This window comes from Luteimonas sp. A277 (assembly GCF_054052045.1).
The window spans coordinates 20,011-42,035 of sequence record NZ_JBSVRG010000009.1 but is presented as its reverse complement, the minus strand read 5'-3'; the positions used below and the strand labels follow the sequence as shown (position 1 = coordinate 42,035).

Here is a 22,025-nt window from a genome sequence, read left to right as displayed (position 1 = left end):
TTTTCCAGTCCGTGAGCCGGGCAGGCGTGCCGGCAAGCCGCGCCAGCGCCGCCAGGCCGGACCACAACAGGATCCTTCATGGCCGATACGATTCCGGCGCGGGCCGACACCCGGCACGTGCTCGAAGTGTCCGGGCTCGGCAAGCGCGTGCCGCTGCCCTCGGGCGATCTGACCATCCTCGACGACGTCGGGTTCCATGTCGAGCATGGCGATACCGTCGCCATCGTCGGCGCTTCGGGATCGGGCAAGAGCACGCTGCTCTCGCTGCTGGCAGGGCTGGACATTCCCAGCGCCGGTGAAGTGGTGCTGGATGGCCAGCCGCTGTCGGTGCTGGATGAGGATGGCCGGGCGGCGGTGCGAGCGGAGAAAGTCGGCTTCGTGTTCCAGAACTTCCAGCTGCTGCCTTCGCTGACCGCGCTGGAAAACGTGATGCTGCCGCTGGAACTGCGCGGCGATGGCGAGGTGCGCGGCCCCGCCGAAGAGGTGTTGCGCAAGGTGGGCCTGGGCGAGCGCCTGGGTCACTACCCGCGCCAGCTCTCCGGTGGGGAGCAGCAGCGGGTGGCGTTGGCCCGGGCCTTCGTGACCCGGCCGTCGCTGCTGTTTGCCGACGAGCCCACCGGCAACCTGGATACCCGCACCGGACAGCAGGTGATCGAACTGCTGTTCGCGATGAACGCCGATGCCGGCACCACCCTGGTGCTGGTCACCCACGATGACCACCTGGCCGAGCGCTGCAAGCGGGTGCTGCGGCTGGACAGCGGCCGGCTGGTGCCAGGCGCATGAGGACCGCGCGCCTGGCCTGGACCCAGCTGCGGCGTGATCTGGCCGCGGGCGAAGTGCGGATCATGCTGGCCGCGCTGGTGCTGGCGGTGGTGGCGGTGAGCGCGGTGGGATTCATCACCGACCGGGCCGGACGGGCGCTGGTGGCCGAGGCCAACCGGCTGCTGGGCGGCGACGCGATCGTTCGCTCCAACGCGCCGATTGATGAAAACCTGCGCGAGGCGGTGCGTACCGCGGGCTTGGAGCAGACCGAAATTGTGGAGCTGGACAGCATGATCCGGGTCCTCGGCGACGGGGCGGGAGGCACGCAGGATCCGCGCCTGGGTGAACTGCGCGCGCTGGGCGAGGGCTATCCGCTGCGCGGGGCGTTCCGCCTGGTGGACGCGTCGGGCGGCGAAGAACGCGAAGCGGCTGGGGTGCCGGAGCCGGGTACGGCCTGGATAAGCCGCGCTGGCGCTGACCAGCTGGGCGTTGAGGTAGGTGCCGAGGTTGGCGTGGGCGAACTCAGCCTGCGCCTGACAGCGCTGGTGACGGCGGAGCCTGACGCGTCGATCGACTACTTCAACGTGGCCCCGAAGGTGTTTCTGAATCTGGCCGACCTGCCGGCGACCGGGCTGCTGCAGGAGGGAAGCCGCGCGCGCTACCGGCTGGTGGTGGCCGGCGATGCGGATGCGGTGGAAGGCTTTGTGGCCCAAGCCCGCGACACCCTGCAGCGCGGGCAGCGGATCGAAACCATCGAGGACGGGAGGCCGGAAGTGCGCTCCGCGCTGGACCGTGCCGGCCGCTTCCTTGGGCTCGCAGCCATGGTGTCGGTGGTGCTGGCGGCGGTGGCGGTGGCCATGGCCGCACGGCGGCACAGCGAGCGGCATCTGTCCGGGGCGGCGGTGATGCGCTGCCTGGGCGCCAGCCAGCGCACGCTGGTGGGTATCCACGTGGGCGAGCTGGTGTTGCTGGGCCTGCTGGCGTGCACGGTGGGCGTGGCGCTGGCATTCGGGCTGCAGTGGCTGGTGGCCAACTGGGTATCGCAGGCGCTCGGGCTGCCGCTGCCTTCCAGCGGCTGGATGCCGGCACTGGAGGGCTATGCGGTGGGCCTGGTGGTGCTGATGGCCTTCGGCGCGCCGCCGGTGCTGGCGCTGCGCCGGGTGCCGGCACTGCGGGTACTGCGCCGTGACCTGGATCCGGTAGAGCCGGGCGCATGGATCGTGGCCTTGGCGGCGCTGGTCGGGCTGGGCGCGCTGCTGTGGCTCAAGGCCGGGTCGCCGGCGCTGGCCTCGGCGATGCTGGGCGGAATCCTCGCCACCCTTGCGGTGTTGGCGCTGCTGGCCTGGGGGCTGATCGTAGCCGTGCGCCGATTGCGTTCGCGCCTGCGTGGCAGCCTCCGTTACGGTCTGGCCAACGTCAGCCGCCGTCCCGGCACCAGCGTGGCCCAGGTGGCGGCGCTGGGGCTGGGGCTGATGGCCCTGCTGCTGCTGACCTTCGTGCGCACGGACCTGCTGGACCGCTGGCAGCTGGCGCTGGCTGAAGAGGCGCCCAACCGTTTCATCGTCAACGTGCAGCAGGACCAGATGGAGGATCTGCGCGGCTTCATCGCCGGCCAGGGCGTGGCTGCGCCGGAGCTGTTCCCGATGATCCGGGCGCGCTACGTGGCCTTGAATGGCGAGCCGGTCAGCGCGGAAACTTACGCGGGTGAGGACCAGCAAACGCGGCGCCGTGCCGAACGCGAGTTCAACCTGTCGATGGCCGGCTCGCTGCGCGATGACAACAAGGTGACCGCCGGACGGTTTTGGCAGGGCAGCACGGCGGCTCCGGAGTTTTCCGTGGAGGAGAACTTCGCCAGCCAGCTCGGCTGGAAGGTTGGCGACCGGGTCACGTTCGATATCGCCGGCCAGCGCATCGAGGCGCCGGTCACCAGCCTGCGCGCGGTGGAATGGGAGAGCTTCCGGCCAAATTTCTTCGTCCTCGCGTCGCCTGGCGCGCTGGACGGCTATCCGGCCAGCTGGATCACCGCAGTCAGCGTGCCGGCGGACAGCCCGCGCTTCACTGCCGAACTGGTGGAGCGCTTCCCCAATCTGTCGGTGATCGACATCGACGCGGTGCTGGCCCAGGTGCGCAGCACCGCCGACCAGGTCTCGGTGGTGGTGCAGGCCGTGTTCTGGTTCTCGCTGGCCGCCGGCGTGCTGGTGCTGCTGGCCGCGGTCAGCGCCAGCCAGGACGAGCGCTTGCTTGAAGGCGGGGTGATGCGGGTGCTGGGCGGCAGCCGCCGGCAGCTGCGGCTGGCGCAGGCGTCGGAATTCGCCGCGATCGGCCTGCTGGCCGGCCTGGTGGCCGCAGTTGCCGCCTCGGTGCTGTCCGGCCTGGTGGCCACGCGGGTGTTCGACCTGCCGTGGTCGCCGAACTGGCTGATGGCAGCCTTCGGCGGCGCGCTGGGCATGCTGGTGACCCTGGCCGCCGGGCTGTTCGCCACCCGCCGCGTGCTGGACGCGCCGCCTTCGGTGACCCTGCGTGAACTGCAGGGTTGACCCGCTCTAGGGCACGCCCCAGCTTGTCGCCGGTTCTGGGCCGGCGATACGGTCGACGCACCTTTGCCGAATGGAATCCGCGCCGTGACCGTATCCGCAGCCTCCCCGCATGTCGTCGATAGTGCAGCCGGCATCACCGCCAACCAGCAGGCGCGCGACGACATGCGCTACCAGCAGCTGGCCGAGCGCCTCACTGCGCCCGACGCCACCGCCCCGCAGCGCGAGCTGGCCTATGACCTCATCGCGGCGCAGGAGCGCGGCGGGCAGCTGACCGACGCCGCCCTGGCCCAGGCCGGCGCCCAGGCCATCGCCGACAGCCGCGCCGTTCCCGTGCAGGTGGCGGAGGTCGCGCCCCTGGTGGCGCCCGGCACCGCGCTGGGGCCGTTTGCCAGCGCTGATATCGCCGCCATCGAGATGATGCATTACTCCAATCCGCTGTCGATCCAGGCCAATCTGGAAAATGGCGGACTGGTGTTCGAGGGTGCCGACGGGCAGTACTTCATCAGCACGCCGATGGGCGGCACGCTGGATGGCTTCGATCCGTCCCAGATACCCCAGCCGGAAGGCATGGCGCTGGAGGGCGCATACCACGGCCACGCCGACTACTCCACGCGCGACGGCACCCGCACTGACAAGGCCAACGACTACTTCAACAGCGACCAGTTTTCACAGCAGGACAAGCGCGTGGCCGATGGCGGTTACTGGGGACCGGTGATCTACGTCTCCACGCCGAGCGGTGATTTCCGCAAGTATGATTCGGCAACGCGCCAGGACACGCTGATCCATGAAGGTACGCGCGTCAGCTGACACGCCATGAAGACTCTTTTCCTTGCAGGACTCCTGACCATGAATACATTCGCCACTGCCGGCTTCGCCGCGCCCACCGCGCAGGCGCAGGACCGGGCGCTGGAAATCGACGGCAGCCGTGTGCAGGTGATTGCAGCTGCCGTGGAAGCGTTCGCCGAGAACGAGCCGGACGCGCGGCTCGCCGACTACATCGTGCACGTCAACCCGCCGGTGGAGGGTGTGTCCCAGGTGGTGTTCGAGCCCCGCCAGCCGGAAGGCCAAGCGCCGACGCTGGGCGGGCGCACCGGCGCGGGCCCGGAAATCAACGTCTGGGTGCGCGAGGCCGACCACGGTATCGAGCGGGTTTCGGCCTCCCGCTGAGACTTGTGTCTAACGCGGTGGCGCCGGCTGGGCTTCGAAACGGCGGGCGTAAGCGCGCTCCTCGATGACCCGGTCCACCTCTGCCCCCGCCATGTCCCGCGCGGCGTACACGGCGAAGACGGTGGATCCATCGCGCTGGCCCACCTGGTGCAGCCGATAGCGTGGTTCGCGCCCACCCGAATCCGGCGGCCAGCGCAGCGGTGGGGCCTCGCCGTCCAGATCCAGCTCGCTGTTGTCCACGGTGCCGCCGACGAAAAGTGCGCGCATGTTGATCTCCTTGCAGTCCTGACCTGTGGGGCCCCACGTTGCGGGCCGGGCCGTTGCCGGGGGATGAAAATCCGGTTTGCGCGGCGTGCACGTAGAATCCCTGTCCGTTCCCTTGCACACCGCTGCCCATGTCGATACGCCAAGACGATCCCGCGCTGGAAGCGCTGCTGATGCCATTCCTCACCGGTCGCCTCGAATGGCCGCAGGCAGGGGCGCTGTTCCTGCGTGCGCGCCAGGGGCACGGGCTGGTGCCGTCGGCATGGCCGGGGCTGGTGTGCGAGCAGAGCTTCAAGCCCGAGGCGCAGGCGCTGGAGCGGGCGGGTTTCCCCGTGCAGCCGCAGGGCGACAGCCGTCACCCCCTTGTACTGGTGCTGCCGCCGCGCCAGCGCGACGAGGCCCGTGCGCTGCTGGCCGAGGCCGTGGCCCGCGCCGAGGGCGAAGACGCGGTGGTGATTGCCAGCGTGCCCAATAACGAGGGCGCGAAGGCGATCGAAGGCGACCTGGTGCGCATTGCCGGGCCGGTGAACACGGTGCCCAAGCACAAGTGCCGGGTGTTCTGGGTACGTCCCAACGCGGGCCGCGGCGATGCGGAACTGGCTGCGCAGTGGCGCAAGCTGGATGAGCCGCGGCCGATCCTGGGCGGGAGCGCGATGGAGGGGCGTTTCATCAGCCGGCCGGGCGTGTTTGCGTGGGAGCGCATTGATCCGGCCTCGGCCCTGCTGGCCGAGCACCTGCCGGGCACCCTTGCTGGCCGTGCCGCCGACCTGGGCGCCGGCTGGGGATTTTTGTCCGACGCGCTGCTGCAGCGCTGCCCGAAGATCACTTCGCTGCACCTGTACGAGGCCGAGGCCCGGGCGCTGGATCTGGCGCGCGATAACATGGCCCCACATGCGGAACGGGCGGCACTGGATTTCCGCTGGCACGACGTGACCGCGGGCCTGCCGGACACCTATGACGTGATCGTCAGCAACCCGCCGTTCCACGGCCACGGCCGCGCTGCGCGCCCGGAGATCGGTCGCGCTTTCATTGCCGCCGCCGCACAGGCACTGGTCCCCGGCGGCAGCTTGTGGCTGGTGGCCAATCGCCAGCTGCCGTACGAACAGGTGTTGGGCGAACGCTTCAGCCAGATCGAAGTCGTGGCCGAACGTGGCGGCTTCAAGGTGATCCGGGCAGACAAGGGCAGGCCGGCCAGGACCGAACGATGAAGCTGGTCCGGCTGATCGCCAACCTGGGCTATGGCAGCCGCAGGGAAGTGGCGCGCATGTTCCGCGAAGGCCGCATCACCGATGCCGCCGGCGAGGTGCTCTACGCCGATGACCGCATGGCACATGCGGATGTGCGCATTGATGGCGAACCACTGGATATGCCGCAGGGCCAGCTGCTGATGCTGCACAAGCCGGTGGGTCATACCTGTTCCACCAAGGATCCGGGCGCGCTGGTCTATGACCTGCTGCCGGATCGCTTCCGCCTGCGCAGGCCGCTGATGTCCACGGTGGGACGGCTGGACCGGGACACCTCCGGCCTGCTGTTGCTGACCGATGACGGCAAGTTACTGCACCGGATCATCTCGCCACGCTCACAGATCCCGAAGACCTATGAAGCGACGCTGGTCGAACCGCTGCGCGGTGACGAGGCCGCGCTGTTCGCCAGCGGCACGCTGATGCTGGAATCGGAGCAGACCCCGCTGCAGCCGGCGCATCTGGAGCCGCTGGATGAACGCCGCGCCCGGCTGACCATCACCGAGGGCCGTTACCACCAGGTGCGGCGCATGTTTGCCGCGGTGGGCAACCACGTGGAGGCCCTGCACCGCAGCCACGTGGGCGCGCTGGAGCTGGGCGACCTGCCCGAGGGCGCATGGCGCCCGCTCGACGCCGCCGAGCGCGACCTCATCTTCCAGGGCAACCCCACCCCGTAGGTACGCGAAATGTTCCAAGTGCAATCCCACCCCGTAGGAGCGCGCCATGCGCGCGAAGCCGCGTGACGTGTGGCTGGGGGGTTCCTTCGGGCGCAACGTTGTAGCCGAAGCCTCGCGCGACACCAGGGTTCACGCGGCTTCGCGCGCATGGCGCGCTCCTACCAGGTGCCGCGCGGCAAATTTTGCGAGTCGGGCGCAGTTCCGGTCCGGGTGATCCCGGGATCGACGTTCCCGGCAACCATCCGACCCCGGTGTCCTACCGCATCCAATCCGGGAGTGCATGCACTCCCCGCCCCGCTCACGGCTCCGGGCAGGATTCTTCCCCGGCATGTTCAAGCATGTCGATCAGCATGCCGCTGACGTGTGCATCGGCGGTGGCGTAGAGGATCCGGCGCTGGTGGCGCTCGCCGCGCACCATGCGCGCCTCGCGCAGCTGGCGCAGGTGGTGGCTGACCAGGGGCTGGGATGCGCCGATGCGGGCGGCGATGTCGCCCACCGCGATGGGGCCTTCCAGGCAGGCCAGCAGGACCCGCAGGCGGGTGGGGTCGCCCAGCAGCCGGAAGACGGCGGCCACGGTGCCGATGCGCGGATCGCTGTCCGCGGTCATGCGTGCGGCCCCTCTGCAGCGGGATCCAGGGCGCACGGGGCGGGCAGCTCGTACAGCACCTCGACGGTGGCATGGCCAATCCCGAAGCGTTCCTCCAGCGTCCGCTTGACCGCCGGGACAGCGAGCCGGGGGTTCGCGTCTGGCGCCAGCCCCAGTTCAAGCGTGGCCAGCACCCTGCCGGAAGTGATCGACCACACGTGCACGTGCTGCACCTGGACCACGCCGGGTACCTCGTCCAGCAGATGCTGGCGCAGCACCTGGATATCGATGTCGGGCGGTGCGCCCTCCATCAGGATGTGGAAGGCGTTGCGCATCAGCGACCAGGCCGCACGCAGGATCAGCAGGCAGACCAGCACCGACAGCAGCGGATCGATCGGCATCCACCCGGTCAGGTGGATGGTGACGGCGGCGGCGATGGCGGCGACGGAGCCCAGCATGTCGCCGATCACGTGCAACATCGCCCCGCGGATATTGACGTGGTCACGGTCGCCGCGGTGCAGGATCGCGAACACGGCGATGTTCACCAGCAGTCCCACCACCGCCACCGCCAGCATCGGCCCGGCCAGCACTTCCACCGGCTGGTACAGGCGCTGTACGGCTTCCCAGGCGATCCATGCCACCAGCGCAAACAGTGTCAACGCATTGATCAGCCCGGCCAGCACCTCCATGCGCATGTAGCCGAAGGTACGGCGCGAATCGGAAGCGCGGCGGCCGATGCGAAAACCCACCCAGGCCAGGGCGAGGGCGGCGGCGTCGGTGAGCATGTGGCCCGCATCGGCAATCAGCGCCAGCGAGCCCGACAGCAGCCCGCCCGCCAGCTCGACCAGCATGAACGAGGCGGTCAGGACCAGCGCGGTCAGCACCACCCGCTCGTTGCGCGCGGACACCTCCGGGGCGTGGGAATGGTCGTGGTGGTGGTCGTGGCCGTCATGCGGGCCGTGCGAAATGTGGGAATGCGGCATGAAAGGAGCCTGCAGTGCGACTCCCTAATCATATCAATAGCTGTTTATGTTTGGCTGGCCGCCTTCAGCCGATGAACAGCTTCCGCCAGCCCTCGTGTCCCAGCTTTTCCAGGGTGTCCAGGTTGCGCTGCACGATCACGTCCGGATCCGGATACGCCTCCACCGCCCGGCTCACGCTGTCCTCGCGCAGCAGGTGCAGGGTGGGGTAGGGCGCGCGATTGGTGAAGTTGGTGATGTCGTCCGGATCGGTATCGCTGAACTGGTAGTCGGGATGGAAGCTGGCCACCTGCAGCACGCCCTCCAGGCCCATGTCTTCGACCAGCGCGTCGGCCAGATCGAGGAAGTCGTTGTAGTCCAGGAAATCGCCCAGCACCTGCGGGTGAATCAGCAGGGTGGTGTCGGTTTCATCGGCCGGCACCTCGCGCAGATGGATGAGCTCATTGGCCAGCGCCTCCAGCAGTGTCTCTGGCGTAGCAGCGTCGCTGAGCACGAAGCGCACCTGATCGCGCACGGTGACGGCCTTGGCGAACGGGCACAGGTTCAGGCCGATCACCGCGCGTTCCAGCCATTGGCGGGTGCGGGCAATGGGGTCGGCTTCGAGCAGGTCAATTGACATGAGGGGACGGGAATCTGGGCGCCCAACGATCCCCTCCGCCGCGAGGCAGGTCAAGGCGGGCGGCTAGCTGATAATCTGTCCCGATGCCCCACGCCCACGACCAAAGCCGTCGCGCAATCCTGCTGATGCTGCTGGCGGTGCTGCTGTTCGCGTTCATGGACGGCGGCATGAAGTGGCTCGGCGTTGACTATCCGCCGCTGCAGGTCGCCTCCATGCGCGGCCTGGTGGCGTTGCCGCTGGTACTTGGCTGGATCCTCGCCCGCCGCCGGCTGCACACCCTGCTGCACATCCACTGGCCGCTGCACCTGCTGCGCGGAGTGCTGGGCATCCTGATGATGGTCGGGTTCGTCTACGGCCTGGCGCGGATGCCGATGTCCACCGCCTACTCGATCGTATTCGTCTCCCCGCTGCTGGTCACCGCGCTGGCGGTACCGATCCTGGGCGAAAAGGTCGGCCCGCGACGCTGGGCCGCGATCGGCGTCGGCATGCTCGGCGTGCTGGTAGTGCTGCGCCCCACCAGCGAAGGGATGCTGACCACCGCCGGCCTCGCCCTGCTGGGCGCCTCGGTCTGCTATTCCTTCGCTTCGATCACGGTGCGGGTGCTGGCCCGGCGCGACAGCACCGAGGCCATGGTGTTCTGGTTCCTCGCCATGCTGGCTGTCGGAGCCGGTGTCCTGGGCTGGTCCAGCTGGGTGCCGATCCGCAGCGAAGACATCTGGATCTTCCTGATGGTGGGCGTTAGCGGTGCGCTGGGCCAGGTGGTGCTGACCAATGCATTCCGCCTCGGCGAGGCCTCCCAGATCGCGCCGCTGGAATACAGCGGGTTGCTGTGGGTGGTGCTGATGGACCTGACCGTGTGGGGCGTGCTGCCCGACCGGATGACCTGGCTGGGCGCGGGAATCATCGTGGCCAGCGGCATCTACCTGCTGCATCGCGAGCACATCCAGGCGCCGGAGCGCGAGAGTCCGCCGGTCAAGCCGAACTAATCCGTCTGGCACAACGGCGCGGCGCCGGGTGCCGATACCCCTGGATGCGAATGTCCCCCGGCGATGGCCTGCGGCCATCTCCTCCTCCTTGATTTCGCACCCAGGGGCATCGACACCCGACGCACCGGGATTCGCGGTGGCTCACCGAAAAAGCGGTGAACCTCGACGAGCCCCCCGCCCCGCAAGCCCAGCCCCGTCGTGGCCGGGAGTCATTTCGGCGAAATAAAGGAGGAGGCGCCCGCGCTTTTTGCGGGCGCCGGGGGACATTCGCCGAAATGGCTCGCGGCCGCGGCGGGGCCCCTCAGGTCGCGGTGACCCAAATCAAAGCACCACCTCGGCTTCAATCCTCACGGCAACCCCCATGCCCACTGGCGCGCACAAAAAAGGCGGACCCCAACAGGGCCCGCCTCATGAACGCCAAAGATCAGCTCAGATCAGAACCGCGCACCCAGTCCAATGCCAACCGTCCACGGATCCAGCTTGATCTCATCACCGGTCGAAACACCCGCCACGTTCACATCCGCACGCGAGCGCATGTAGCGCGCATCCGCACGCGCGAACCAGGTCGGAGTGATGTTCATATCCACGCCGATCGTCCCGATCGCACCGCGTGGCGTGTCCAGGCTCACGTGGTCGCCGCCCGGGTTCAGATCCTCATCGCTGATGTTGGACTGGAAAATGCCCAGCCCCACGAACGGACGGAAAGTCTGATCCGCCTGGCCGAAGTGATACTGGCCGCTCAGCGCGATGGGCTGCTGCTCGATCGTACCGATCTTGCCCTCCGGCCCGCGCACGCGATGGTCGAAGCTGTCCGCAGCGCCCCACAGCTCCACGCCCCAGTTGTCATCCACGTGCCAGGTGGCGCTCAGGGTCGGGGCCGGGCCGCCGTCGATATCGATGCCCTCGGCAGGATTGCTGTGTGGCTCCAGCAGGGTCACGCCACCAACGATGGACACGCGCTTGCCGCCATAGTCGGCGTCACTGCGCTGGTCGAAGCTGTCCTGGGCGAACGCGGCGGGGCTGGCCAGCAGGGCGATGGCAGCAGCGATGGTCAGTTTGTTGTGCAGGATAGACATGTGGGGGTTCCTCTTCTTGTAATGATGTTTCAACGCCGCCCTCTGCGGGGCGGACGCGCACATCCTCTCCAAACGCACATGAATCCCGTTTCGCCGAAACGTTAAACCACCCCCTCTGCTTTCATCACGGCTTCAGGCGCGTGCTGGCGGGGTGAAGCGCGTTGGCGCATGCAGCGCGGCTGTCGCGGTTGGCGCCCGGGGCGCATGCGTCCACAATAAGGGGCTGTCCCCCTTGTTCTCGCGGAGTGCCGCATGGCCGACCTGAAAGAAGCACGTGTCCCTGATATCGGTGGTTTTGACGATGTCCCGGTGATCGAGGTGCTGGTTGCGGCGGGCGACCGCGTTGAAAAGGACCAGGGTCTGGTCACGCTGGAATCCGACAAGGCCACGATGGAAGTGCCGTCGCCGTTTTCCGGGGTGATCAAGGAGGTCAAGGTCGCCGTGGACGACAAGATCGCGGAAGGCGCCGTGGTCGCGGTGATCGAAGTGGACGATGGTGAGACTTCCGGCGACGCGGAAACCAAGCCTTCAGCTGACGCAGGCAAGGCCGTCGCGGAACCTGCCGATCGCGCCCAGCCCGAAGGCCAGGCGCCTGCGGATAAGGAAGAGGATCCCGCAGTGGAGCCGGCCTCCCCGGGCAAGCAGCCGGACAACATCGCCAAGGCCGCCATCGACCACGCCCCGACAGGTGCCGGCGAGCCGCCGGTGCGCTTCGAGGCCGACGCCGTCCTGCCGGGCAAGGTGCCCTATGCCAGCCCCGCGGTGCGCCTGTTCGCACGCGAGCTGGGCGTCGACCTGGACCAGGTGCAGGGCAGTGCGCGCGGTGGCCGCATCACCCGTGAGGATGTGCAGAAGTTCGTGAAGTCGGCGCTGGCCGGCGGTACGGGCAAGGGCGCGCCTGCGGGCGGCGCCGGCCTGGACCTGCTGCCGTGGCCGAAGGTGGACTTCAGCCGGTTCGGCGAAATCGAAGAGAAGCCGCTGTCGCGGATCAAGAAGATTTCCGGCGCCAACCTGGCGCGAAACTGGGCCATGATCCCGCACGTTACCCAGCAGGACGAGGCCGACATCACCGGCCTGGAAGCGCTGCGCAAACAGCTCAACAAGGAAAACGAGCGCGCCGGCATCAAGCTGACCATGCTGGCCTTCCTGATGAAGGCAAGCGTTGCCGCGCTGCAGAAATTCCCCGAATTCAACGCCTCGCTCGACGCCGCAGGCGAGACGCTCACGCTCAAGAAGTACTTTCACATCGGTTTCGCCGCAGACACCCCCAACGGCCTGATGGTGCCGGTGGTGCGCGACTGCGACAAAAAGGGCGTGATCCAGATCGCCCAGGAAACCTCGGAGCTGGCGAAGAAGGCCCGCGACGGCAAACTCGGCCCGGCCGACATGTCCGGAGGCTGCTTCTCCATCAGCTCGCTGGGCGGGATCGGCGGCACCAGCTTCACCCCGATCGTCAATGCGCCGGAGGTGGCCATCCTTGGCGTCTCGCGCGCTGCGATGAAGCCGGTCTGGAACGGCCAGGAGTTCAAGCCGCGCCTGATGTTGCCGCTGTCGCTGTCCTACGATCACCGCGTGATCGATGGCGCCGCCGCCGCGCGCTTCACCGTCTATCTGGCGCAGCTGATGGAAGACATGCGGCGCATGCTGCTGTGATTTTGGAGAACACGTGATGGCCAAGACCCTGGAAGTGAAAGTCCCCGACATCGGCGACTTTTCCGATGTACCCGTGATTGAGGTCCTGGTGTCGGTGGGCGATACCGTCGCCGTCGACCAGGGCCTGCTGACGCTTGAATCGGACAAGGCGACGATGGAAGTGCCCTCACCCGACGCCGGCGTGATCAAGGAGCTGCGGGTCAAGGAAGGCGACAGCGTGTCCGAAGGCCAGGTGGTGGTGGTGCTGGAAGCCGCGGGTGACGGCAATAGCGACAAGGCCGCCGATGAGGCGGGCAAGGATGACGCCTCCGCGAAGCAAGGCGACAGTGACAAGGCCGCAGCCAGCGGAAGCAAGGCCGGCCCCGGCAAGCCGCCGGTCGCCACCTCGCATCGCGCTCCCGCCGAGCCGGACCCGGTGAAGGCCGCGGCGTCGTCGGGTCGCAAGGCCGACGTCGAGTGCGCAATCGTAGTGCTCGGCTCCGGCCCCGGCGGCTACACCGCTGCGTTCCGCGCTGCCGACCTGGGTCTGGAGACGGTGCTCATCGAGCGCTACGCCACCCTGGGCGGGGTGTGCCTCAACGTGGGCTGCATTCCGTCCAAGGCCCTGCTGCATTCGGCCGCGGTGGTCGATCAGGCGCAGCAGGCGGCGGAATACGGCATTGATTTCGGCAAGCCGAAGATCGCGCTGGACACGCTGCGTGGCCACAAGGACAAGGTGGTCGGCCAGCTCACCAAGGGCCTGGCCGGCATGGCCAAGCAGCGCAAGGTGGAGGTGGTGCAGGGCACCGGCCGGTTCGTGTCGCCCAACGAGATCGAAGTGGCCGGTGAGGACGGCAAGACCACGCTGGTGCGCTTCGAGCAGTGCATCATCGCCGCCGGCTCGCAGGCGCTGAAGCTGCCTGGCTTCCCCTGGGAAGACCCGCGGATCATGGATTCCACCGATGCGCTCGAGCTGGCCGAAGTGCCCAAGCACCTGCTGGTGGTGGGCGGCGGCATCATCGGCCTTGAAATGGCCACCGTGTACCGCGCGCTGGGCAGCGAGGTCACCGTGGTGGAGCTGGCCAGCCAGCTCATCCCCGGTGCCGACAAGGACCTGGTCAAGCCGCTGGCCGACCGGCTGAAGAAGCAGGGCGTATCCGTCCACCTGAAGACCAAAGTGCTCCAGGCCAAGGCGGAGAAGAAGGGCATCACCGTGGAGTTCGAAGGCGACAGCATTCCCGAGGACAAGAGCTACGACCGGGTGCTGGTGGCCGTGGGCCGCAGCCCGAACGGCGGCAAGATCGATGCCGAAAAGGCCGGCGTGCGCGTGGGCGAGCGCGGTTTCATCAACGTCGACCGGCAGATGCGCACCAACGTGCCGCACATCTTCGCCATCGGTGACATCGTCGGCCAGCCGATGCTGGCCCACAAGGCGAGCCATGAGGGCAAGCTGGCGGCGGAAGTCGCCGCGGGCGAAAAGAAAGAGTGGGTCGCGCGGGTGATCCCGTCGGTGGCCTATACCGATCCGGAGATCGCCTGGGTGGGTATCACCGAAACCGAAGCGAAGGAAAAGGACATCAAGGTCGGGGTGGCGAAGTTCCCCTGGGCGGCCAGTGGCCGTGCCATCGGCCTGGGGCGCACCGAAGGCTTCACCAAGCTGCTGTTCGACGAGGCCACCAACCGCATCGTCGGTGCGGCGATCGTGGGCGTACACGCCGGCGACCTGATTTCAGAAGCGGCATTGGCGATTGAGATGGGCGCGGAAGCGGCGGACATCGCCCACACCATCCATCCCCATCCCACGCTCAGCGAGTCGGTGGCCATGGCGGCCGAGATCTACGCCGGCACCATCACCGACCTGTACCTGCCGAAGAAAGAATAACCCCGCGCGCCGGTCCGGCGCGCGGGGTCGGCCAGGGTGGGCGCCGGGTGAAAGGATCCGCGGGGTGCGCAAAAAAAGAGCCCCGGTCAGGGCCGGGGCTCGGTGGTGATCTGCGTGCTGGACCGACGAGGAGGTGCAGCAGATCAGGCACACAGGGTGAGACAGGCCCTTTCGGGGAAAGTTCCCTGCAATACGCCTCCAGTCCGCACGACTGACAGCGGTTGTGACTCAAACGCCTGGACTGCTATAATTCTTGGGCTAACCGGGACAGTTATTGCGTTGTGTCCCGCTCCCTACCCAGTCATCCGGAATCCTGAAGTGTTCACGTTCGCCGCCGAAGCTCGGCGCCTGGTACGGCGCGCCATTGTCTGGCAGGCCGCTGCAGTCGCAGTGGCAGCGCTGGCGTTCCTGGCCAAGGGTGCCGACTGGGCAGTGGCAGTGGCACTGGGCGGCGGCGCGGTGGCGATCGGGGGCTGGCTGGCGAGCGTCATCTCGCTCGGCGGCGGTGTCAACCCGGGCATTGTCGCGCTGATGCGGCTGGTGGCCGGAACCGGGATGAAGTGGGCGGTGATCGTGGGGGCGCTGCTGTTCGGCATGTCGGGCGCGGGGCTTCCCCCGCTGCCGATGGTGCTGGGGGTGATCGTGGCCCTGGCGGCGCAGATGCTGGCGATGGCCGGTCCACCGGCCCGCCATTGAATCGTGTCATTGAATCGTTGAACAGGCAGGAACATCTGACTTATGGCGGTTGAAGCGGAACTCACCCCTTCGAGCTACATCCAGCACCACCTGCAGAACCTGACCCATTCGGTCGGCGAAGGCGGGTTCTGGACGTTGCATGTGGATACCCTGATCGGCTCGGTGGTGCTGGGCGTGATCATGTTCCTGGTGTTCTGGACGGGCACCCGTAAAGCCACCTCGGGCGTGCCGGGCAAGTGGCAGGCGTTCGTCGAGATCCTGCTCGAGTTCGTCGATCGCCAGGTTCGTGACACCTACCACGGTTCCAGCAAGCTGGTGACGCCGATCGCGATCACCCTGTTCTTCTGGATCCTGTTCATGAACATGATGAAGTTCATCCCCGCGGACTTCATCTCCAAGCCGCTTGAGTGGGCGGGCGTGGGGTACTGGAAGCCGGTACCCACCGCCGACGTGAACGCCACCCTGGGCCTGTCGATCAGCGTGTTCTTCCTGACCCTGTTCTTCGGCCTGCGCGCCAAGGGCATCGGCGGCTTCGCCAAGGACTTCCTGGTCACGCCGTTCGGCAAGTGGGCGATGCCTGCCAACCTGCTCCTGAACATCGTCGAGTGGTTGTCCAAGCCAATCTCGCTGGCGATGCGACTGTTCGGCAACATGTTCGGCGGCGAGATCGTGTTCCTGCTGATCTGGGTGCTTGGCGGCTCGTTCCTGCTCGGCGTACTCGGCGGCGCCGTGTTCGGCCTGGGCTGGATGATCTTCCACATCCTGGTCGTGCCGCTGCAGGCCTTCATCTTCATGATGCTGTCGATCGTCTACCTCAGCCTGGCTGAGGATTCACACTGACCGGTCGCAACATCCCGGTTTTGATTCAGATCCACCCCTCACCTCAACTTCCAACTAGCAAGCCGTTCTGGAGACAACCATGGAAACCGCACTCGCTCTCATCGCCTCCGTCCAGTCATCGACTGCCCTGGCCGTCGGCCTCATGGTCGGGCTGGCCGCGCTGGGCGCCGGCTTGGGCATGGCCCTCATGGCCGGCAAGTTCCTCGAGTCCGCCGCCCGCCAGCCGGAGCTGATCCCGGTGCTGCAGGTGCGCATGTTCATCACCGCCGGCCTGATCGACGCCCCGTTCATCATCAGTGTCGCCGTCGGCCTGCTGTTCGCCTTCGCCAACCCCTTCCTGGTTGGTGGCCTGGCTGTCTGAGCAGCCGGTCGCGGAGCAACGAGCACCGTCGGCCATTGGGGCCGGCGGCTGCAACACGGATAGCCCCGGCACCTCCCGTGACTGGGGCGCCCCGAGTACAGGCAGAGCACGACGATGAGCATCAATCTGACCCTAATCGCCCAGGCGCTGGCCTTCGCCGCGTTTATCTGGCTGATCGCCACCTTTGTGTGGCCACCGCTGCTCAATGCGATTGAAGAGCGGCAGAAGAAGATCGCCGAGGGCCTGGCGGCCGCTGACAACAGCCAGCGTGCGCTGGCCCAGGCAGAGGAAACCGCCGACGCCGAGCTCAAGGCCGCGCGTGTCAAGGCCAACGAGATCATCGACCAGGCGCACCGCCGCAGCACCCAGATCGTCGAGGCCGCCAAGGTCGAGGCGGTCACCGAGGGGCTGCGCCAGAAGGCGCTGATCGACGCCGAGATCCAGGCTTCGGCCACCCGTGCCCGCGAGGAGCTGCGCCACCAGGTGTCGCTGCTGGCGGTGAGCGGCGCCGAGCGCCTGCTCAAGCGCGAGATCAACGCCGACACCCACAAGGCGCTGCTCGACGAATTGGCTTCGGAGATCTGACCGATGTCCATGACCCTCGCCCGCCCGTATGCCCGCGCTGCTTTCGCGGTCGCGCGCGAAGACGGACAGGCCGTGCAGTGGTCGGACGCGCTCGGATTCGCCGCCCGCGTTGCGGCCGATCCCCAGGTCGCGGCCGTGCTGGTGCATCCGTCGCTGACCCGCGAAGACGCGGTGACCCTGCTGGCGCCGGAAGGCGCTGACGAAAAATTCTCCGGCTTCCTCGCCGTGCTCGCCGACAACGGCCGGCTGGGCGTGCTGACCGACATCGCCGGGCTGTATGAAGACCTGCGCGCCGAGGATGAGCGCGTGGTGCTGGCGAAGATCACATCGGCAGCCGAGCTGCCCGAGGCCGAGGTCGAGCAGATCCGCAATGCGCTCAAGCGCCGGTTCGGTCGTGAAGTACAGATCGAGACAGCGGTTGACGAAAGCCTCATCGGCGGCGCGGTCATCGCGGCCGGCGACGTGGTCATCGACGGCTCGCTCAAGGGCAAGCTGGAGCGCCTGCAATCCGCGCTGGCTCACTGAAGCCGGACACAAACGAACATCGAAGCCGTGTGCTGCACACAGCGGCGCATGAACCAGGAAACGAAACCATGGCAAGCACCACGCTCAACCCCTCTGAAATCAGCGAGCTGATCAAGTCGCGCATTGACAAGGTCAAGCTGTCCGCCGAGGCCCGCAACGAGGGCACGGTGACATCGGTGGCCGACGGCATCGTGCGCCTGCACGGCCTGGCCGACGTGATGCAGGGCGAAATGATCGAACTGCCCGCAACCGCCGATGGCATCCCGACGTATGCCCTGGCGCTGAACCTGGAGCGCGACTCGGTCGGCGCCGTGGTGCTGGGTGACTACGAGCACCTGCGCGAAGGCGACACCGCCAAGACCACCGCACGCATCCTTGAAGTGCCGGTCGGCCCCGAGCTGCTGGGTCGCGTGGTCAACGCGCTGGGCGAGCCGATCGACGGCAAGGGCCCGATCGACGCCAAGCTGGGCGCGCCGGTGGAGCGGGTGGCCCCGGGCGTGATCTGGCGCAAGTCGGTCGACCAGCCGGTGCAGACCGGCTACAAGTCGGTTGACTCGATGATCCCGATCGGCCGTGGCCAGCGCGAGCTGATCATTGGCGACCGCCAGACCGGCAAGACCGCGATGGCCATCGACGCGGTGATCAACCAGAAGGGCACCGGCATCAAGTGCGTGTACGTGGCGATCGGCCAGAAGGCCTCGACCGTCTCCAATATCGTGCGCAAGCTGGAAGAAAACGGCGCCCTGGCGCACACCATCGTGGTGGCCGCCACCGCGTCGGAATCAGCCGCGATGCAGTACATCAGCGCCTACTCCGGTTGCACCATGGGCGAATACTTCATGGACCGCGGTGAAGACGCGCTGATCGTCTACGACGACCTGTCCAAGCAGGCTGTGGCCTACCGCCAGATCTCGCTGCTGCTGCGCCGCCCGCCGGGCCGCGAAGCCTACCCGGGCGACGTGTTCTACCTGCACAGCCGCCTGCTGGAGCGCGCCGCGCGCGTGTCCGAGGACTATGTGGAGCAGTTCACCAAGGGCGAAGTGAAGGGCAAGACTGGTAGCTTGACCGCGCTGCCGATCATCGAGACCCAGGCCGGTGACGTGTCCGCGTTCGTGCCGACCAACGTGATCTCGATCACCGACGGCCAGATCTTCCTCGAGACCGACCTGTTCAACGCCGGCATCCGCCCGGCCGTGAACGCCGGCATCTCGGTGTCGCGCGTGGGTGGTGCGGCCCAGACCAAGATCATGAAGAAGCTGTCGGGCGGCATCCGTATCGCCCTGGCGCAGTACCGCGAGCTCGCGGCCTTCGCCCAGTTCGCCTCCGACCTGGACGACGCGACCCGTCGCCAGCTGGAGCGCGGCCAGCGCGTAACCGAGCTGATGAAGCAGAAGCAGTACGCGCCGATGAGCGTGTTCCACCAGGCGCTGTCGATCTACGCGGTCGACAAGGGCTACATGGACGACGTGCCGGTGAACAAGATCGGCAGCTTCGAAGAGGCGCTGCACGCGCACTTCGAGAACACCGCTGCGGAGCTGATCTCCAAGGTCAATTCCAGCGGCGACTGGAACGACGACATCGAGGCCGCGTTCAAGAGCGGGGTCGATGAGTTCAAGAAGACCGGAAGCTGGTAATGACGGGGCGGGCCCTGGTCCGCCCTGATCTGTGGCAATCCTATGGCGGGCCCCGGCCCGCCCCACGGGAAAGGGGCCTGAGCCCCCCAACGGGAAGAAGAGATGGCTGGCGGTAGAGAAATCAAGACCAAGATCAAGAGCGTGCAGAACACCCGCAAGGTGACGCGTGCGCTGGAAATGGTCTCGGCCTCCAAGATCCGCAAGGCGCAGGAGCGGATGCGCGAGTCGCGCCCGTATGCGCGCGCGATGAAGCAGCTGATCGGACACCTGGCCCAGGCCAATTCCGAGTTCCAGCATCCGTACCTGGTCGAGCGCCAGGACGTGAAGCGGGTCGGCTACGTGATCATCTCCTCCGACCGTGGCCTCGCTGGCGGGCTGAACAACAACCTGTTCCGCAAGCTGCTGGGCGAGTTCCGCAAGCACCAGGAAAATGGCGTCGAGATCGACCTGGTCACCATCGGCCAGAAGGCGACCACGTACTTCCGCCGGGTCAAGGTGAACATGGTCGCCAGCGTCACCCACCTGGGCGACACGCCGCAGGTGGAACAGCTGGTGGGCGTGATCAAGGTCATGCTCGACGCCTACAACGAAGGCAACGTGGACCGCGTGTATCTGGTCTACAACGACTTCGTGAACACCATGACCCAGCGCGCGGCGACCGATCAGCTGCTGCCGCTGCCTGCTTCCGAAGAAAAGGTGGCCAGGCACGACTGGGACTACATCTACGAGCCGGATCCGGAAGGCGTGCTCGGGCACGTGCTCACCCGCTACGTCGAATCGCTGGTGTACCAGGCGGTGATGGAGAACGTGGCCTCCGAACACGCTGCGCGCATGGTGGCGATGAAGGCCGCCAGCGACAACGCCAACAAGCTGATCGACAACCTGAACCTGTCCTACAACAAGGCGCGTCAGGCGGCGATCACCCAGGAGATCTCGGAGATCGTCGGCGGCGCAGCCGCTGTCTGACGGACCGGGTCACCACAGAATCCAGCCGGCCCGCGCCGGCCACCAGAACAGGTAATCGGAGCAACACACAATGAGCAACCAGGGCAAGATCGTTCAGATCATCGGCGCGGTCGTCGACGTTGAATTCCCGCGCGACAGCGTGCCGCGCGTGTACGACGCGCTGAAGGTCGACAACACCGAGATCACGCTGGAAGTGCAGCAGCAGCTGGGCGACGGCGTCGTGCGCACGATTGCGCTCGGTTCCACCGACGGCCTCAAGCGCAACCTCGTGGCCACCAACACCGGCAGCGCCATCTCGGTGCCGGTGGGTGCCGGTACGCTCGGCCGCATCATGGACGTGCTCGGTCGCCCGATCGACGAAGCCGGCCCGATCGATGCCACCGACCACTGGGAAATCCATCGCGCGGCGCCCTCCTACGAGGAGCAGTCCTCGACCAACGAGCTGCTGGAAACCGGCATCAAGGTCATCGACCTGATGTGCCCGTTCGCCAAGGGCGGCAAGGTCGGCCTGTTCGGCGGCGCCGGCGTGGGCAAGACCGTCAACATGATGGAACTGATCAACAACATCGCCAAGGCGCACGAAGGCCTGTCGGTGTTCGCCGGCGTGGGCGAGCGTACCCGAGAGGGCAACGACTTCTACCACGAGATGAAGGACTCCAACGTCCTGGACAAGGTGGCGATGGTCTACGGCCAGATGAACGAGCCGCCGGGCAACCGACTGCGCGTGGCGCTGACCGGCCTGACCATGGCCGAGTACTTCCGCGACGAGCCGGACGAGAGCGGCAAGGGCAAGGACGTGCTGCTGTTCATCGACAACATCTACCGCTACACCCTGGCCGGTACCGAGGTTTCGGCGCTGCTGGGCCGCATGCCGTCGGCAGTGGGCTACCAGCCCACGCTGGCCGAGGAAATGGGCGTGCTGCAGGAGCGCATCACCTCCACCCGCACCGGCTCGATCACCTCGATCCAGGCCGTGTACGTGCCCGCGGATGACCTGACCGACCCGTCGCCGGCCACCACCTTCGCCCACCTGGACGCGACCGTGGTGCTGAGCCGCGACATCGCCTCGCTGGGTATCTACCCGGCGGTCGACCCGCTCGACTCCACCAGCCGCCAGCTGGACCCGAACGTGATCGGCAACGAGCACTACGACACCGCGCGCAAGGTGCAGTCCACCCTGCAGAAGTACAAGGAGCTCAAGGACATCATCGCGATCCTGGGCATGGACGAGCTGTCGGAAGAGGACAAGCAGGCCGTGTCGCGCGCGCGCAAGATCGAGCGCTTCTTCAGCCAGCCTTTCCACGTGGCCGAAGTGTTCACCGGCTCGCCGGGCAAGTACGTGCCGCTGAAGGAAACCATCCGCGGCTTCAAGGGCATCGTGGACGGCGAGTACGACCACCTGCCGGAGCAGGCGTTCTACATGGTCGGCAGCATCGACGAAGCGGTCGAGAAGGCCGCGAAGATGTCAGAAACCGCGTGATGCATGGCGGGCCGCGGCCCGCCTTGCGCCAAACTGGAACTGGAATACATGACCACCACCATCCGTTGCGACATCGTCAGCGCTGAAGCCGAGATCTTCCACGGCGAGGCCACGCTCGTGGTCGTCACCGGCGAGATGGGCGAGCTGGGCATCGCGCCGCGCCATGCGCCGCTGATCACTCGGCTCAAGCCCGGCAAGGTCGTTGTGACCCAGGCCGACGGCAGCAAGCTGGACTTCGCCATTGGCGGCGGCATCCTCGAGGTGCAGCCGCAGGTGGTGACGATCCTGGCCGACACCGCCATCCGTGCCGACGAGATCGACGAAGCCTCCGTGCGTGCAGCCAAGGAAGAGGCCGAGCGTGTGCTGGCCGGCCGCGGCGAGGCGATGGACATCGCCGAAGCCCAGCAGAAGCTGGCCGAAGTCAGCGCCCAGCTGCAGGCGCTTGAGCGCCTGCGCAAGAACCTCAAGCACTGACAGCTGCCGCGCACGCGCGGTACCGCATCAAGCAGACGCCGGCTAACGCCGGCGT

The 22,025-nt window shown here is 67.2% G+C and carries 23 protein-coding genes; 18 read left to right on the top strand and 5 right to left on the bottom strand.

The window, feature by feature from the left end; all coding sequences use genetic code 11:
* Positions 1-78: 78 nt before the first annotated feature.
* The 4 genes from ACW7G2_RS10095 (at position 79) to ACW7G2_RS10080 (ending at position 4,466) form a co-directional block, all read left to right on the top strand.
* Positions 79-783: an ABC transporter ATP-binding protein gene (locus ACW7G2_RS10095; RefSeq protein ID WP_456975334.1), complete on the top strand. Its 705-nt coding sequence runs from the start codon at positions 79-81 to the stop codon at positions 781-783.
* Entirely contained in the window at positions 780-3,299 is a 2,520-nt protein-coding gene (locus tag ACW7G2_RS10090; RefSeq protein WP_456975332.1) for an ABC transporter permease, read from the top strand. The genes ACW7G2_RS10095 and ACW7G2_RS10090 overlap by 4 nt, the downstream gene beginning before the upstream one ends.
* Before the next feature lie 84 nt (positions 3,300-3,383).
* Entirely contained in the window at positions 3,384-4,106 is a 723-nt protein-coding gene (locus ACW7G2_RS10085) for a DUF4329 domain-containing protein (RefSeq protein WP_456975330.1), read from the top strand.
* Positions 4,107-4,145: 39 nt separating this feature from the next.
* The gene (locus ACW7G2_RS10080; protein WP_456975328.1) at positions 4,146-4,466 is read left to right on the top strand and encodes a hypothetical protein; all 321 of its coding nucleotides are present in this window, start codon (positions 4,146-4,148) and stop codon (positions 4,464-4,466) included.
* Positions 4,467-4,475: 9 nt separating this feature from the next.
* On the opposite strand, the gene ACW7G2_RS10075 is transcribed toward ACW7G2_RS10080, so the two are convergent.
* The gene (locus tag ACW7G2_RS10075; RefSeq protein ID WP_456975326.1) at positions 4,476-4,733 is read right to left on the bottom strand and encodes a hypothetical protein; all 258 of its coding nucleotides are present in this window, start codon (positions 4,731-4,733) and stop codon (positions 4,476-4,478) included.
* Positions 4,734-4,861: 128 nt separating this feature from the next.
* On the opposite strand from ACW7G2_RS10075, the gene ACW7G2_RS10070 reads away from it, so the two are divergent.
* Positions 4,862-5,938, top strand: coding sequence for a class I SAM-dependent methyltransferase (locus ACW7G2_RS10070; protein ID WP_456975324.1), 1,077 nt, complete (start codon positions 4,862-4,864; stop codon positions 5,936-5,938).
* Positions 5,935-6,648, top strand: a complete 714-nt coding sequence (locus ACW7G2_RS10065; protein WP_456975322.1) for a pseudouridine synthase — start codon at positions 5,935-5,937, stop codon at positions 6,646-6,648. Before ACW7G2_RS10070 ends, ACW7G2_RS10065 begins: the two co-directional genes overlap by 4 nt.
* A gap of 298 nt (positions 6,649-6,946) precedes the next feature.
* Here ACW7G2_RS10065 and ACW7G2_RS10060 read toward each other — a convergent pair whose 3' ends face one another.
* The 3 genes from ACW7G2_RS10060 to ACW7G2_RS10050 all read right to left on the bottom strand — a co-directional run bounded on the left by ACW7G2_RS10060 (position 6,947) and on the right by ACW7G2_RS10050 (position 8,833).
* Positions 6,947-7,255: an ArsR/SmtB family transcription factor gene (locus tag ACW7G2_RS10060; RefSeq protein WP_456975320.1), complete on the bottom strand. Its 309-nt coding sequence runs from the start codon at positions 7,253-7,255 to the stop codon at positions 6,947-6,949.
* The gene (locus ACW7G2_RS10055; RefSeq protein ID WP_456975318.1) at positions 7,252-8,217 is read right to left on the bottom strand and encodes a cation diffusion facilitator family transporter; all 966 of its coding nucleotides are present in this window, start codon (positions 8,215-8,217) and stop codon (positions 7,252-7,254) included. Before ACW7G2_RS10055 ends, ACW7G2_RS10060 begins: the two co-directional genes overlap by 4 nt.
* A gap of 64 nt (positions 8,218-8,281) precedes the next feature.
* Positions 8,282-8,833, bottom strand: a complete 552-nt coding sequence (locus ACW7G2_RS10050; protein ID WP_456975316.1) for a DUF1415 domain-containing protein — start codon at positions 8,831-8,833, stop codon at positions 8,282-8,284.
* A gap of 83 nt (positions 8,834-8,916) precedes the next feature.
* Between ACW7G2_RS10050 and ACW7G2_RS10045 the strand changes: the two genes are divergently transcribed.
* On the top strand, positions 8,917-9,819 hold the full coding sequence (locus ACW7G2_RS10045; protein WP_456975314.1) for a DMT family transporter: 903 nt from the start codon (positions 8,917-8,919) through the stop codon (positions 9,817-9,819).
* A gap of 434 nt (positions 9,820-10,253) precedes the next feature.
* Here ACW7G2_RS10045 and ACW7G2_RS10040 read toward each other — a convergent pair whose 3' ends face one another.
* Positions 10,254-10,895 (bottom strand): OmpW/AlkL family protein, encoded by a 642-nt coding sequence (locus ACW7G2_RS10040; protein ID WP_456975312.1) that lies wholly within the window; start codon positions 10,893-10,895, stop codon positions 10,254-10,256.
* 252 nt (positions 10,896-11,147) lie between these two features.
* On the opposite strand from ACW7G2_RS10040, the gene ACW7G2_RS10035 reads away from it, so the two are divergent.
* From ACW7G2_RS10035 to ACW7G2_RS09985, 11 genes are all read left to right on the top strand, one after another.
* Entirely contained in the window at positions 11,148-12,548 is a 1,401-nt protein-coding gene (locus ACW7G2_RS10035; protein ID WP_456975310.1) for a dihydrolipoyllysine-residue acetyltransferase, read from the top strand.
* Between the two features lie 16 nt (positions 12,549-12,564).
* Positions 12,565-14,409 (top strand): dihydrolipoyl dehydrogenase, encoded by a 1,845-nt coding sequence (gene lpdA, locus ACW7G2_RS10030; protein ID WP_456975308.1) that lies wholly within the window; start codon positions 12,565-12,567, stop codon positions 14,407-14,409.
* Positions 14,410-14,727: 318 nt separating this feature from the next.
* Positions 14,728-15,105 carry a hypothetical protein gene (locus ACW7G2_RS10025; protein ID WP_456975306.1) on the top strand — a complete coding sequence of 126 codons (378 nt, stop codon included), beginning with the start codon at positions 14,728-14,730 and terminating at the stop codon, positions 15,103-15,105.
* Between the two features lie 42 nt (positions 15,106-15,147).
* Positions 15,148-15,945, top strand: a complete 798-nt coding sequence (atpB, locus tag ACW7G2_RS10020; RefSeq protein WP_456975304.1) for a F0F1 ATP synthase subunit A — start codon at positions 15,148-15,150, stop codon at positions 15,943-15,945.
* A 79-nt stretch (positions 15,946-16,024) separates the two neighbouring features.
* Complete coding sequence (gene atpE, locus ACW7G2_RS10015; RefSeq protein ID WP_343258632.1) at positions 16,025-16,306, top strand: F0F1 ATP synthase subunit C; 282 nt, start codon at positions 16,025-16,027, stop codon at positions 16,304-16,306.
* A gap of 114 nt (positions 16,307-16,420) precedes the next feature.
* Positions 16,421-16,891, top strand: coding sequence for a F0F1 ATP synthase subunit B (locus ACW7G2_RS10010; RefSeq protein WP_456975302.1), 471 nt, complete (start codon positions 16,421-16,423; stop codon positions 16,889-16,891).
* Between the two features lie 3 nt (positions 16,892-16,894).
* Positions 16,895-17,416, top strand: coding sequence for a F0F1 ATP synthase subunit delta (locus ACW7G2_RS10005; protein ID WP_456975300.1), 522 nt, complete (start codon positions 16,895-16,897; stop codon positions 17,414-17,416).
* Between the two features lie 68 nt (positions 17,417-17,484).
* The gene (atpA, locus tag ACW7G2_RS10000; RefSeq protein WP_456975298.1) at positions 17,485-19,050 is read left to right on the top strand and encodes a F0F1 ATP synthase subunit alpha; all 1,566 of its coding nucleotides are present in this window, start codon (positions 17,485-17,487) and stop codon (positions 19,048-19,050) included.
* Positions 19,051-19,152: 102 nt separating this feature from the next.
* Positions 19,153-20,016, top strand: coding sequence for a F0F1 ATP synthase subunit gamma (gene atpG, locus ACW7G2_RS09995; RefSeq protein ID WP_456975296.1), 864 nt, complete (start codon positions 19,153-19,155; stop codon positions 20,014-20,016).
* 70 nt (positions 20,017-20,086) lie between these two features.
* Positions 20,087-21,496 (top strand): F0F1 ATP synthase subunit beta, encoded by a 1,410-nt coding sequence (atpD, locus tag ACW7G2_RS09990; RefSeq protein ID WP_456975294.1) that lies wholly within the window; start codon positions 20,087-20,089, stop codon positions 21,494-21,496.
* Between the two features lie 48 nt (positions 21,497-21,544).
* Positions 21,545-21,970, top strand: coding sequence for a F0F1 ATP synthase subunit epsilon (locus ACW7G2_RS09985; protein ID WP_456975292.1), 426 nt, complete (start codon positions 21,545-21,547; stop codon positions 21,968-21,970).
* Positions 21,971-22,025: the final 55 nt, after the last annotated feature.